Annotated in this window: 8 protein-coding genes and 1 riboswitch; of the genes, 6 read left to right on the forward strand and 2 right to left on the reverse strand. The window is 72.6% G+C overall.

Features of this window, described 5'->3' with window-relative positions; all coding sequences use genetic code 11:
- The first annotated feature begins 319 nt into the window (after positions 1 to 319).
- Positions 320 to 1,510, forward strand: a complete 1,191-nt coding sequence (locus AB0O01_RS35575; RefSeq protein ID WP_365320135.1) for a CobW family GTP-binding protein — start codon at positions 320 to 322, stop codon at positions 1,508 to 1,510.
- Positions 1,511 to 1,637: 127 nt separating this feature from the next.
- Here AB0O01_RS35575 and AB0O01_RS35580 read toward each other — a convergent pair whose 3' ends face one another.
- Positions 1,638 to 4,094, reverse strand: coding sequence for a DNA topoisomerase IV subunit A (locus AB0O01_RS35580; protein ID WP_365320137.1), 2,457 nt, complete (start codon positions 4,092 to 4,094; stop codon positions 1,638 to 1,640).
- A gap of 432 nt (positions 4,095 to 4,526) precedes the next feature.
- On the opposite strand from AB0O01_RS35580, the gene AB0O01_RS35585 reads away from it, so the two are divergent.
- The 4 genes from AB0O01_RS35585 to AB0O01_RS35600 all read left to right on the forward strand — a co-directional run bounded on the left by AB0O01_RS35585 (position 4,527) and on the right by AB0O01_RS35600 (position 9,559).
- Positions 4,527 to 5,906 carry a pitrilysin family protein gene (locus AB0O01_RS35585; protein WP_365320139.1) on the forward strand — a complete coding sequence of 460 codons (1,380 nt, stop codon included), beginning with the start codon at positions 4,527 to 4,529 and terminating at the stop codon, positions 5,904 to 5,906.
- The gene (locus tag AB0O01_RS35590) at positions 5,903 to 7,291 is read left to right on the forward strand and encodes a pitrilysin family protein (RefSeq protein WP_365320141.1); all 1,389 of its coding nucleotides are present in this window, start codon (positions 5,903 to 5,905) and stop codon (positions 7,289 to 7,291) included. Before AB0O01_RS35585 ends, AB0O01_RS35590 begins: the two co-directional genes overlap by 4 nt.
- A gap of 437 nt (positions 7,292 to 7,728) precedes the next feature.
- A riboswitch (cyclic di-AMP (ydaO/yuaA leader) is annotated at positions 7,729 to 7,891 on the forward strand.
- Positions 7,892 to 7,903: 12 nt separating this feature from the next.
- On the forward strand, positions 7,904 to 8,671 hold the full coding sequence (locus AB0O01_RS35595; RefSeq protein ID WP_365320143.1) for a M23 family metallopeptidase: 768 nt from the start codon (positions 7,904 to 7,906) through the stop codon (positions 8,669 to 8,671).
- Positions 8,672 to 8,869: 198 nt separating this feature from the next.
- Positions 8,870 to 9,559 carry a GntR family transcriptional regulator gene (locus AB0O01_RS35600; protein ID WP_365320145.1) on the forward strand — a complete coding sequence of 230 codons (690 nt, stop codon included), beginning with the start codon at positions 8,870 to 8,872 and terminating at the stop codon, positions 9,557 to 9,559.
- A gap of 740 nt (positions 9,560 to 10,299) precedes the next feature.
- Here the strand turns inward: AB0O01_RS35600 and AB0O01_RS35605 are convergent.
- The gene (locus AB0O01_RS35605; protein ID WP_365320146.1) at positions 10,300 to 10,581 is read right to left on the reverse strand and encodes an HPr family phosphocarrier protein; all 282 of its coding nucleotides are present in this window, start codon (positions 10,579 to 10,581) and stop codon (positions 10,300 to 10,302) included.
- A 330-nt stretch (positions 10,582 to 10,911) separates the two neighbouring features.
- On the opposite strand from AB0O01_RS35605, the gene AB0O01_RS35610 reads away from it, so the two are divergent.
- The gene (locus AB0O01_RS35610; protein ID WP_365320148.1) at positions 10,912 to 13,956 is read left to right on the forward strand and encodes a GNAT family N-acetyltransferase; all 3,045 of its coding nucleotides are present in this window, start codon (positions 10,912 to 10,914) and stop codon (positions 13,954 to 13,956) included.
- Positions 13,957 to 14,048: the final 92 nt, after the last annotated feature.

Here is a 14,048-nt window from a genome sequence, read left to right on the forward strand (position 1 = left end):
CCGCTACGACAAGCGCGGCTACATCTACCTCGGTACCGTAACCGCCGCAGCCCTCACCATCTGGCTCCGAACATGATCGGCCGGACAATCCCTAGGGGGCGATCCACGGAACCTGGTGCGGTGCGGGTGCCGGAGACGATCATCGTGTGATGTGCTGCGGTATCGCCCCCCACACCTCTCACCAGTGCTTCTTGAGCGCCCGCAGTCAATGGTTCACCTCGGCGCGCACACGGCGCCTCGTATCCTGGGGCGGCATTCCATCGAGCGTGGTGCGCGCGGCCGTGAGCCGGTGTGCCACAGGCGTGAGAGAGGTCGCACGGTGCGCCACAGTCCGGGTCAGCGGCAGATCCCGGTCGTCATCCTCGCCGGATTCCTGGGCTCCGGAAAGACGACCCTGCTCAATCATCTGCTTCACCACAGCGGCGGCAGCCGCATCGGTGCGATCGTCAATGACTTCGGCGCGATCGAGATCGACGCGATGGCCGTGGCCGGCGCGCTCGGCGACTCCACCGTCTCCCTCGGCAACGGCTGCCTGTGCTGTGCCGTCGACGCCAGTGAGCTGGATCTCTACCTCGAGCGGCTCGCCGCCCCCGCCGCCGGGATCGACGTCATCGTCATCGAGGCCAGCGGGCTGGCCGAACCGCAGGAACTCGTGCGCATGGTGCTGGCCAGCGAGCACCCCGGTGTCGTCTACGGCGGCCTGGTCGAGGTCGTCGACGCCGCCGAGTTCGACGCCACCCGTGCCAGGCACCCCGAGATCGACCGGCATCTCGCGCTCGCCGACCTGGTCGTCGTCAACAAACTCGACCGTGCCGCCACCGGGCCCCCGAGCGCCGTCCCCCTCGACCCCGCCGACCGGCTGCTCGCCCTCATCCGCACCCTCTCCGACCGCGCCGCCGTCGTCCCCGCGCGCTACGGCCGCATCGACCCCGAACTCCTCTTCGACTGCCGACCCAGCGAGGAACGGATCGGGCAACTGTCCTTCGACGACCTGCACGACCACGGCCGCCACGGCCGGGAGCACGACCACGACCACGACGACGGCCACGGCCACAACCACGGCGAGAATGGCACCACCCCCCACCTCCACGCCGCCTACGACACCCTCTCCTTCGTCTCCGGCACGCCCATGGACCCCCGCCGCCTGATGACGTTCCTGGACAGCCGCCCGGAGGGCCTCTACCGCATCAAGGGGTACATCGACTTCGGCCCGTACGACACCCGCAACCGCTACTCCGTGCACGCCGTCGGGCGCTTCCTGCGGTTCCACCCGGAGCCTTGGCCCGCCCGGGAGCCCCGCCGCACCCAGCTCGTCCTCATCGGCTCAGGCATCGACGCCGACGCCCTCGGCAAGGAACTGGAGGCATCCACCAGCGACGCCCCACACGCCGACGAGTACGGCATGTGGGGCGTCCTGCGCTACGTCCGCGACCCCGCGGGTGACGGCGAGGGGGACGGGGCCGACGCGTCGGCCCCGGTGGACGGCGACGGCGGCGAACCCCGCTCATAGGGGACCCGCCGGGCCTCGCCGTGTCGGCCGTCATGCGCGACGCGGCGAACCCCGTCCCTAGGGGGCACGGCCCCTGGAGCCCGTCCCCCTATGGCTCATGGATGGCGGTCGTCCCCGAAGGACCTGCCTACACCGGCCCCGCCACCACCGCCACCGTCTTCGCCAGCGACACCCCCGAGCCGTCGCGGCGCGGGTCGATCTCCGGGAGCTGGGCCGGGGTGCCGTTCTTCTGGGCCGCCCGCGCGGGCGTGGGGCCCGCCCAGGCCAGGGCGAGGCAGTCCTCGCCCTTCAGGAACCGCTGGCAGCGGACGCCGCCCGTGGCGCGGCCCTTGCGCGGGTACTGGTCGAACGGCGTCAGCTTGGCCGTCGTCTGGACCGAGTCGTCGAGGGTGCCACGGGAACCGGCGACGGTGAAGACCACCGCGTCGACCGCCGGGTCGACCGCCGTGAAGGAGATCACCTTCGCGCCGTCCGTGAGTTTGATCCCCGCCATGCCGCCCGCGGGCCGCCCCTGGGGACGGACCTGGTTGGCCTGGTAGCGCAGCAACTGGGCGTCGTCGGTGATGAAGACCAGGTCCTCCTCGCCGGTGCGCAGCTCGACCGCGCCGACGATGCGGTCGCCGTCCTTGAGCGTGATGACCTCCAGCTCCTCCTTGTTGGTCGGATAGTCGGGGACCACGCGCTTGACGACGCCCTGCTCCGTGCCGAGGGCCAGGCCCGGCGAGGACTCGTCGAGCGTGGTCAGGCAGACCAGTGTCTCGTCGCCCTCCAGGGACACGAACTCCGCCAGCGGGGCCCCGCCCGCCAGATTCGGCGCGGACGCCGTCTCGGGGAGCTGGGGCAGGTCGATGACATTGATCCGCAGCAGCCGCCCGGCGGAGGTGACCGCGCCGATCTCGCCCCGCGCGGTGGCCGGTACCGCCGACACGATCACATCGTGCTTGGCCCGTCTGGCGTCCTCGTCCGTCTCCAGCGGCGCGCCGTCCGCCGTACGGGCCAGCAGCCCCGTGGAGGACAGCAGCACCCGGCACGGGTCGTCGGCGACCTGGAGCGGCACGGTGGAGGCCGGGGTGCCGGACGCCTCCAGGAGGACCGTACGGCGCTCGGTGCCGAACTTCTTGGCGACCGCGGCGAGTTCCCCGGAGACCAGCTTGCGCAGCTCGGCGTCGGACTCCAGGATCCGGGTCAGCTCGGCGATCTCCGCGTTGAGCCGCTCCTTCTCCGACTCCAGCTCGATCCGGTCGAACCTGGTGAGTCGGCGCAGCGGCGTGTCGAGGATGTACTGGGTCTGTACCTCGCTCAGGGAGAAGCGCTCGATCAGGCGCTCCTTGGCCTGCGCCGAGTTCTCGCTGGAGCGGATCAGACGGATCACCTCGTCGATGTCCACCAGCGCGGTGAGCAGGCCCTCGACCAGGTGCAGCCGGTCGCGGCGCTTGGTGCGGCGGAACTCGGAGCGCCGCCGGACCACCTCGAAGCGGTGGTCGAGATAGACCTCCAGCAGCTCCTTGAGGCCCAGGGTGAGGGGCTGGCCGTCGACCAGGGCCACGTTGTTGATGCCGAAGGACTCCTCCATGGGGGTCAGCTTGTAGAGCTGCTCCAGGACGGCCTCCGGCACGAAGCCGTTCTTGATCTCGATGACCAGCCGCAGCCCGTGCGCACGGTCGGTGAGGTCCTTGACGTCGGCGATGCCCTGGAGCTTCTTGGAGCCCACCAGGTCCTTGATCTTCGCGATCACCTTCTCGGGGCCGACCGTGAAGGGCAGCTCCGTGACGATCAGGCCCTTGCGGCGGGCCGTGACGGACTCCACCGCCACCGTGGCACGGATCTTGAACGTGCCCCGGCCGGTCTCATAGGCGTCCCGGATGCCCGACAGGCCGACGATCCGGCCGCCGGTCGGCAGATCGGGGCCCGGGATGTGCCGCATCAGCGTGTCCAGATCCGCGTTCGGATACCGGATCAGATGACGGGCGGCGGCGATGACCTCGGACAGATTGTGCGGCGGCATGTTGGTGGCCATGCCGACGGCGATCCCGGAGGCGCCGTTGACCAGGAGGTTCGGGAAGGCCGCCGGGAGGGCGACGGGCTCCTGCTCCTGGCCGTCGTAGTTGGGCGCGAAGTCGACCGTGTCCTCGTCGATGGACTCGGTCATCAGGCCGGTCGCGGCGGCCATCCGGCACTCGGTGTACCGCATGGCGGCCGGCGGGTCGTCGTTGCCCAGCGAGCCGAAGTTGCCGTGGCCGTCGACCAGCGGCAGGCGCATGGAGAACGGCTGGGCCATGCGCACCAGGGCGTCGTAGATCGACGAGTCCCCGTGCGGGTGGAGCTTGCCCATGACCTCGCCGACGACCCGCGCGCACTTGACGTACCCGCGCTCGGGGCGCAGGCCCATCTCGTTCATCTGGTAGACGATGCGGCGGTGGACGGGCTTCAGGCCGTCGCGCGCGTCGGGCAGGGCACGGGAGTAGATGACCGAGTAGGCGTACTCCAGGAAGGAGCCCTGCATCTCTTCGACGACGTCGATGTCGAGGATGCGCTCCTCGTACGAGTCGTCCGGCGGCGGGGTCTTCGTACTGCGGCGGGCCATCGCTGCCTGGCTCCTCTTTTCTGGTCGCTCGCCTGGGGGGCGCCGAAGCCGGTGCCGCCAGGACGCCGGGCGGGATCCGCCCGCTCGTCCTGCCGACACCGACCCGCCCCGCGGCTCGCTCTTGCTTGCTGAAGCGTGGAACGGGATCTGACGCGGACCATTGTGGACCGCGGCACTGACAACCCGGACCGCACACCCGGAACGCGCCCCCGGAAACGGAGGCCGGCCCGGGGCCGGAGGGCACCGCCGGGGCCTCTACGCGCCGCCCCGGGCCCCCTCCGGGGGAGGCACGGCTGCCCGCAGGCTACGCGATCCGCTGTCGGCGTACGCGCTCCGGGAACTTCGCCGGTGCCGCGCACACTTGCATACAGTGACAGGACCGGCAGAACAACCGCGGTCGGAACGACCGCTTCCGCGATCGAAGGGACGTACATGCCCATGGGTCACACGACCACAGCCGAGGCAGGCTCCGGCGGCCTGACAGCGACCGAGCACCGCCTGGCCAACGGTCTGCGCGTGGTGCTCTCCGAGGACCACCTGACCCCGGTCGCGGCGGTGTGCCTCTGGTACGACGTCGGCTCGCGCCACGAGGTCAAGGGGCGCACGGGCCTGGCTCACCTCTTCGAGCACCTGATGTTCCAGGGCTCCGGGCAGGTCAAGGGCAACGGGCACTTCGAGCTGGTGCAGGGCGCCGGCGGCTCGCTGAACGGCACGACCAGCTTCGAGCGCACCAACTACTTCGAGACCATGCCCGCCCACCAGCTCGAACTGGCGCTGTGGCTGGAGGCGGACCGCATGGGCTCGCTGCTGGCCGCCCTGGACGAGGAGTCCATGGAGAACCAGCGGGACGTGGTCAAGAACGAGCGCCGCCAGCGCTACGACAACGTTCCCTACGGCACCGCCTTCGAGAAGCTCACCGCCCTCGCCTACCCGGAGGGCCACCCCTACCACCACACACCGATCGGCTCCATGGCCGACCTGGACGCGGCCACCCTGGAGGACGCCCGCGCGTTCTTCCGCACCTACTACGCGCCCAACAACGCCGTGCTGTCCGTGGTCGGCGACATCGACCCGGAGCGGACGCTCGCCTGGATCGAGAAGTACTTCGGCTCCATCCCCACCCATGACGGCAAGCCCGCCCCGCGCGACGGCACGCTCCCGGTGACCATGGGCGGGCAACTGCGCGAGGTCGTCGAGGAGGAGGTCCCGGCCCGCGCCCTGATGGCCGCCTACCGCCTCCCGGAGGACGGCACGCGCGCGTGCGACGCCGCCGACCTCGCCCTCACCGTCCTCGGCGGCGGCGAGTCCTCCCGGCTCTACAACCGCCTCGTACGCCGCGACCGTACGGCCGTGGCGGCGGGCTTCGGCCTGCTGCGGCTGGCAGGGGCACCCTCCCTGGGCTGGCTGGACGTGAAGACCTCCGGGGACGTCGAGGTGCCGGTCATCGAGACCGCCATCGACGAGGAACTGGCCCGCTTCGCCGCCGAGGGCCCGACGGCGGAGGAGATGGAGCGCGCCCAGGCCCAGCTCGAGCGCGAGTGGCTGGACCGGCTCGGTACGGTCGCCGGGCGCGCCGACGAACTGTGCCGGTACGCGGTGCTGTTCGGTGACCCGCAGCTCGCCCTGACCGCCGTACAGCGCGTCCTGGAGGTGACGGCCGAGGAGGTCCAGGAGGTCGCCCAGGCGCGTCTGCGGCCCGACAACCGCGCGGTGCTGGTCTACGAGCCGACGGCCCCCGAGACGGACGATCCGGCGGACACGGACGGCACCGGGGCCGCGGCCACCGACGAGAACGAGGAGGCGGCCAAGTGAGCGAGCTGGCCCCGATGGACTTCCACCCCCAGCCGCAGCCCGGCGAGGCCCGCCCCTGGGCCTTCCCGGCGCCCACGCGCGGTGCGCTCGACAACGGGCTCACGGTCCTGCGCTGCCACCGCCCCGGCCAGCAGGTCGTGGCCGTGGAGGTGCTGCTGGCCGCCCCCCTGGACGCCGAACCGGCCGGCCTGGAGGGCGTGGCCACGATCATGGCGCGCGCCTTCTCGGAGGGCACCGACAAGCACTCCGCCGAGGAGTTCGCCGCCGAGCTGGAGCGCTGCGGCGCCACCCTGGACGCCCACGCGGACCACGCGGGCGTGCGGATCAGCCTCGAAGTGCCGGTCTCCCGGCTGTCCAAGGCCCTCGGACTGCTCGCCGACGCCCTGCGCGCGCCCGCGTTCGCCGACAGCGAGGTCGAGCGCCTGGTGCGCAACCGGCTCGACGAGATCCCGCACGAGCTGGCCAACCCCTCGCGGCGCGCCGCCAAGGAGCTGTCCAAGGAGCTGTTCCCGGCGACCTCGCGCATGTCGCGCCCGCGCCAGGGCACCGAGGAGTCCGTGGCCGGCATCGACTCCGCGGCCGTACGCGCCTTCTACGAGAAGCACGTCCGCCCGGCGACCGGCACCGTCGTGGTCGTCGGTGACCTGACCGGCGTCGACCTCGACACGCTGCTCGGCGACACACTGGGCGCCTGGACCGGCTCCTCGGCCGCGCCCCGGCCCGTGCCGCCGATCAGCGCCGACGACACCGGGCGGGTCGTCATCGTGGACCGCCCCGGAGCCGTCCAGACGCAGTTGCTGATCGGCCGCGTCGGCGCCGACCGGCACGACCGCGTATGGCCCGCCCAGGTGCTCGGCACGTACTGCCTGGGCGGCACCCTCACCTCCCGGCTGGACCGCGTCCTGCGCGAGGAGAAGGGCTACACCTACGGCGTCCGCGCCTTCGGGCAGGTCCTCAGGTCCGCGCCGGACGGCGCCGGGGCGTCCATGCTGGCCATCAGCGGCTCGATCGACACGCCGAACACCGGCCCGGCGCTGGACGACCTGTGGACCGTGCTGCGCACCCTGGCCGCGGAGGGGCTCACCGACGCCGAGCGGGACACCGCCGTGCAGAACCTCGTCGGCGTGGCGCCGCTCAAGTACGAGACCGCCGCGGCTGTCGCGAGCACCCTCGCCGACCAGGTCGAGCAGTATCTGCCCGACGACTTCCAGGCGACGCTGTATCAGCAGCTCGCCGCCACGGGCACGGTCGAGGCCACCGCGGCCGTCGTCAACGCCTTCCCGGTGGACCGCCTGGTGACGATCCTCGTCGGCGACGCCGCGCAGATCAAGGAGCCCGTGGAGGCCCTGGGCATCGGGCCGGTCACGGTGGTGGCCGCCGAGTAGCGCACGGCGGGCAGGCGCACCCGCGCGGGGCCCCGGCGACGGACGGATCGCGTCGCCGGGGCCCTTCCTTGTCCGGAACGCCGTGTCCCGAACACCTTGTCCGGAACATCTGGTCCGGAACATCTGGTCCGGAACATCCTGTTCGGAACGCGGCGTCCGGAACACCGTGCCCGAGGTGCCGTGCCGCCTGAAGGGCGGTACCCGTACGGGCCATTTCTGTACGGGTCGTGTCCGTACGGGTCGTGTCCGAAGTGCCGAGCCGGATGTGCCGTGCCGGATGTGCCGTGCCCGCAGCGCTATGTCCGGATTGCGGGAGAGGCTGCCTGTCTGCCCTGTGGCATGTGCAACAAAAACCCCGATCCGTTTGGGGATTGAAAGATCTCCCGCTTAGCGTCACCCAGGCTGTCCGTCAGGCAGTGCGCCGCGTCCGCGGCACCGGACAGTCATCGCCGAGTCCCCGTACGGCGCGAGCCAGGGGAGCCGGGGACCCAGGTCCCTGGGGTGAATCGGCCTCCCGCGCGCGTGCGTGCCGGGAAGCCGTAGGAGACCTTCCTGCTCCGAACCCGTCAGCTAACCCGGTAGGCGAGAGGGAAGGAAAGGACCAGCCACTCCATGGCGTTCACGCGCGCCACCGGGAAGCACCGGCGTCCCACCCCCACGCACCGCACCACCGCCCGCGCGGCGGGTGTCGCGGCGCTCACCACCACCGGAGTCGCCGGCACTCTGGCCGCCCCGGCGTTCGCCGCGGCCCCCGAGCAGACCGGCCTCACCCCCGTCGTCAGCATCGGCGAGGACGTCGCCGACCAGATCGACGCCCAGGCCGCCGCCCAGATGGAGGCCGCGCGGCAGAAGGCCCGGGACGACGCCCGCAAGAAGGCCGCCGAGGAGGCCCGCAAGCGCGCCGCCGAGGAGGCCGAGAGGCAGCGGGAGGCCGAGGAGCGCGCCGCCCGCGAGGCCGAGCGCAAGCGCCTCAACACCTTCGTGTCGCCGATACCCGGCTCCTATGTCTCCACCAGCTATCAGGCCGGCGGCGCCACCTGGTCCTCCGGCAGCCACACCGGCATCGACTTCCACGCCGGCACCGGCACCCCCGTCCACGCGGTCGGCTTCGGCACGGTCGTGGAGGCAGGCTGGGGCGGGGCGTACGGCAATCAAGTCGTGATCAAGATGAACGACGGTACATACACCCAGTACGGGCATCTGTCGTCCATCGGCGTGTCGGCCGGCGAGACGGTCGCGCCGGGGCAGCAGATCGGGCTCTCCGGTGCCACCGGCAATGTCACCGGCGCACACCTCCACTTCGAGGCCCGCACCAGCCCCGAGTACGGCTCCGACCTGGACCCGGTCGCCTACCTCCGCGCCCACGGCGTCGGCATCTGACCCACCGCGCCCCCGTCGAGTTCCCCCCACCGACAAGCCCCGGCCCCCAGGCCGGGGCTTTCGCCCTTTCAGGCACTCCCTGTCCAAAAAATATCCATGGAATCAGGGGCCCCGTCGGAAATTCCGTCCGATTGCAATAGAGTCACTGTTCCGACGTCAATCGGAGACGTTTCACGGGGATTAAGGCGGAGGTCGGTCATGCGTATTCCGGCGCACTCGGTGTGCACGGCGATCCGGGACGACATCATCGCCGGTGTCTACGAACGCGGCGGCCGGCTCACCGAGGAAGTCCTCGCCCGCCGGTACGGCGTCTCACGCGTCCCCGTCCGCGAGGCACTGCGCACCCTGGAGGCCGAGGGCTTCGTGGTGACCCGGCGGCACGCGGGCGCGTGCGTCGCCGAACCCAGCGAGCAGGAGGCTGCCGACCTGCTGGAGATGCGCGTGCTCCTGGAGCCCCTCGCCGCCTCCCGGGCCGCCCAGCGGCGCACGGAGGCCCATCTGAAGGTGCTGCGCGGCCTCGTCCGCCTCGGCCAGGAGCGGGCCCGCCGGGGCAGCAGCGACGATCTGCGCTCCCTGGGGAGCTGGTTCCACGAGACGCTGGCGCAGGCGTCCGGCAGCCCTTCCCTGGTCTCCATGCTCACCCAGCTCCGCCACAAGATCGCCTGGATGTACGCGGTGGAGGCGCCGTCCGCGCCCGCCGAGTCCTGGTCCGAGCACGGCGCCATCGTGGACGCGGTGGTACGCGGCGACGCGGAACGCGCGCGGGCGCTCACCGCGCTGCACGCCGAGCGCGCCACGTCCGCGTTCCGGCTGCGGTTCACCGCCGGCGGCGCGGAGCGTGTGAGGACTTCGCAACATGCCGTAAACATGTCGGGCCAGCGGCTTTAACAAAAGCGCCGTATACAAAGAAGAGAATATTCGGCGGCCGGGAATTTCGGCTGTCCTTTTCCGGTGTGCGGAGGGATTCTACTCGTCCGGCTCCGGTGTATTTCGGTGCGCTTGCGCATCCGGCCACCCAACAAACGCTTCGGCGCGCGCCGGGCGTTCAATTCGGCGTGCGATGGAGGGGAAACCAGGGGCGGGGAATTCGTCTGTCGGGGCGTCGGGGCGTCGGGGCGTCGGGGCGTCGGGGGCGTTGCTGGGGTGTTGCGGGGGTCTGCGTCGGGGTGTCGGGTGCGTACGCGGGTCCCTTGGGGCATCGATGGGGCCAACTCCAGCGGGTCGTGCGGAGGACGGAAGCAGCAAACCCCCGCCGGGGCACGCGGCATGCCCCTCCCCGGCCGCCGCCACTGAACGCCAACGCTTCCGGGCCGGCTCGGGCAGGGCGTCCAGGGCGAGCGATGCGGGCCCACCGAGACCCCCGAGGTGCGGGGGACGGCCTCGGCGAGACGCGAGGCACCCCCCGCGCGCAGGGCGGGCCAGGCAAGGCCGCCTCCGGGGCGCAAGGGCGCCCCTCCGGCGAGGCTTTCCGGCGACGACCGGGCGGCCCGGCCCCCGGGAAGACTCTCGGGCGACTCCACCCCCTCTCGCGCCCCCCAACGCAGAAGCCGCGCCCCCCGGTGCGGGGTGACGCGGCTCCATGTCCGAAGCGGCGATGCCGAACAGCAGGCGTGGCCCGCCCCGGCGGCTCAGACGGTCCCGGGAAGCTCCTCCAGCCCCTCCGCGACCAGCTTGGCCAGGCGGTCCAGGGCCGCGTCGGCGCCGTCGGCCTCGGAGGCCAGGACGACCTCCTCACCGCCCTTGGCGCCCAGGCCCAGAACGGCCAGCATGGAGGCCGCGTTGACGGGACTGCCGTCGGCCTTGGCGATCGTCACGGGAACCCCGGAGGCCGTGGCGGCCCGGACGAAGATGGAGGCGGGGCGGGCATGGAGGCCCTCGGCCCAGCCGACGTTGACGCGGCGCTCAGCCATGTGATGCTGCCCTTCAGTGTCTCAGGGTTGTCTAGACCAGTGTCCCATACGGTGGAGCGTGCCCCGATGAGGCCCGGACGAGGCCCACAGATGTCCCGGGACCACGGATGCCCCATGACCCGGGTGCTCTGTGGCCCGCCCCGTGCCTCTCCGGAGTGTCGCCGGACCGCTGCACCGATCCGGCGCACCCCCCTGCGTGTCCGAGTGTCCCCGCCATGGCAGACCCTTTCCGGCTCTTCTGGGCCCTTCCCGGACAGCCCCCTCCGGGCCCGCTCCGCCCACCCCGCACTGCCTCGGGCCGTTGTCACAGCCGAGCCGTACGCTGGGCCCATGCAGATCCCGGCGGACCCGCAGGACCGGCACGAGTACCCCGCCCACTGGGAGGCGGACGTGGTGCTGCGCGACGGCGGTACCGCGCGCGTCCGGCCCATCGTCGTCGATGACGCCGACCGCCTGGTCAGCTTCTACGAGCAGGTCTCCGACGAGTCGAAGTACTACCGCTTCTTCGCCCCGTATCCGAGGCTCTCCGCCAAGGACGTCCACCGCTTCACGCACCACGACTTCGTGGACCGGGTGGGGCTCGCGGCCACCATCGGCGGCGAGTTCATCGCCACCGTACGCTACGACCGCATCGGCCCCGACGGCATGCCCGCCTCCGCGCCCGCCGACGAGGCCGAGGTCGCCTTCCTGGTGCAGGACGCCCACCAGGGCCGCGGGGTCGCCTCCGCGCTCCTGGAGCACATCGCGGCCGTCGCCCGCGAGCGCGGCATCCGCCGCTTCGCCGCCGAAGTGCTGCCCGCCAACACCAAGATGATCAAGGTGTTCACGGACGCCGGATACACCCAGAAGCGCAGCTTCGAGGACGGTGTCGTGCGCCTGGAGTTCGATCTCGAACCCACCGACCGCTCGCTCGCGGTGCAACGCGCGCGGGAGCAGCGCGCCGAGGGCCGCTCCGTACGGCGGCTCCTGACGCCCGGCTCCGTCGCCGTGATCGGGGTCGGACGCGCGCCCGGGGGCGTCGGCCGCAGCGTCCTGGACAACATCCGCGCGGCGGGCTTCACCGGCCGGCTGCACGCCGTGAACCGTGCCTTTCCCGAGGGGGCGGCGGACATCGACGGGGTGCCCGCCCACCGCTCCGTGCGGGAGGTCGACGGGCCCGTGGACCTCGCCGTGCTCGCCGTCCCCGCGGGGCAGGTCCCCGAGGTCGTCGCGGAGTGCGGCGAACACGGCGTCCAGGGCCTGGTCGTGCTCTCCGCCGGGTACGCCGAGAGCGGCCCCGAGGGCAAGGACCGCCAGCGTGAACTCCTCCACCAGGTACGCGCGTACGGCATGCGGCTGATCGGGCCCAACGCCTTCGGCATCATCAACACCTCGCCCGAGGTCCGGCTGAACGCCTCCCTGGCGCCCGAGCTGCCCCGCCCCGGCCGTATCGGGCTGTTCGCCCAGTCCGGAGCCATCGGCATCGCCCTGCTGTCCCGGCTGGAGCGGCGCGGCGGCGGAGTCACCGGCATCACCGGCGTGTCGACCTTCGTCGCGTCCGGCAACCGCGCGGACGTCTCCGGCAACGACGTCCTCCAGTACTGGTACGACGACCCCGACACCGACGTCGCCCTCATGTACCTGGAGTCCATCGGCAACCCGCGCAAGTTCACCCGCCTCGCGCGCCGCACCGCCGCCGCCAAGCCGCTGGTCGTCGTCCAGGGCACGCGACACGCCGGAGCCGCCCCCCAGGGGCACGCCGTACGCGCCACCCGGCTGCCGAGCGAGACGGTCTCCGCGCTGCTGCGCCAGGCCGGTGTGATCCGCGTCGACACCATCACGGAACTGGTCGACACCGGACTGCTCCTCGCCCGCCAGCCCCTTCCCGCCGGCCCGCGGGTGGCGATTCTGGGGAACTCCGAGTCCCTGGGCCTGCTCACCTATGACGCCTGCCTGTCCGAGGGGCTGCGCCCGGCCCCGCCCCAGGACCTGACGACCGCCGCGTCGCCCGAGGACTTCCGCCGGGCGCTGGCCCGCGCGCTGGCGGACGACGGCTGCGACGCCGTCGTGGTCACCGCGATACCTGCCATCGGCGAGACCCCGGCCGGGGACGAGGCCCTGGCGGAGGCACTGAGGTCCGCTGCCGCCGGTACCGCCGCCAAGCCGGTGCTCGTCGTCCACGTCGAGCTGGGCGGCCTCGCGGAGGCCCTCTCGGCCGCGACCAGCACAGCACCGCAGGCTGCCGGCCCGACCGGGACGACACCGCCGACCGCCACCCCGAACACCCCGGCCCCGACGACACCGTCGGCCTCCGCCCCGTACGCCGCCCCCGCCGAGACGCCACCCCCGACCACCACCCCGGCCGCCCCGGCCCCCGCAGCACCGGGAACCACCACCCTGTCCCCCGCAGCACAGGGCACCACTACCCCGGTCTCCCCAACACCCCAGGCCGCCACCCCGGTCCCAACCCCCACCCCCCAAGCGCCCAACGACCAGCCCGCCGAAGGGCCCCTCACCGAAGCCCCTCCCACCCCCGGCCCCCTCCCCGCCTACCCCGCCGCCGAACGCGCCGTCCGCGCACTCGCGGAGGCCGTCCGCTACGGGCAGTGGCGGCGCGAGGCCGCGGCCCCCGGCAGAGTGCCCGAGTACGACGACATCGACGAGAAGGGCGCCGCCCGCCTGGTCGACGGGCTCCTCGCGCGCGGGCAGGGCCTCACCCTCGACGCGGACGACACCTGCGCGCTGCTCGGCCGGTACGGCGTCACCGTCCAGCGCGCGCTGCCCGCGCCCACCCCCGGGGCCGCCGTCGCCGCCGCGCGGGACCTCGGTTACCCCGTCGCCCTGAAGGCCACCGCCCCGCATCTGCGGCACCGCGCGGACCTCGGCGGGGTACGCCTCGACCTCGCGGACGAGGAGCAGTTGCTGCGGGCCTACAGCGAGCTGAGCGAGCTGTTCGGGATGCCGGAGGAACTGCGGCCGGTGGTGCAGCGGATGGCCCCGCGCGGGGTGGACACGGTCGTGCGCGCGGTGATCGACCCGGCGGCGGGCGCGGTGCTGTCGTTCGGGCTGGCCGGGGCGGCGTCCCAGCTCCTCGGTGACACGGCCCACCGGCTGATCCCGGTCGCCGACCGCGAGGCGGCCTCCCTGATCCGCTCGATCCGCACGGCCCCCCTCCTGTTCGGCTGGCGCGGCTCGGCGCCCGTCGACACGCCCGCGCTGGAGGAACTGCTGCTCCGGGTCTCCCGCCTGGTGGACGACCACCCCGAGGTCGTCGCGGTCACCCTGGAACCCGTCGTCGTCGCCCCGCACGACCTCACCGTCCTGGGCGCCTCCGTCCGCCTGGCCCCGCCCCCGGCCCGCGACGACCTGGGCCCCCGCACACTCCCCGCGTACTGACCGACCCGGCGCCCACCGAAACCACCCCCCCCCAGGAGACCCACCCCCAGGGGAAACCCGCTCCCAACACCCACACCCCGAGACCCCACCCC

It is taken from the genome of Streptomyces sp. NPDC093252, assembly GCF_040683675.1.
GTDB lineage: Bacteria > Actinomycetota > Actinomycetes > Streptomycetales > Streptomycetaceae > Streptomyces.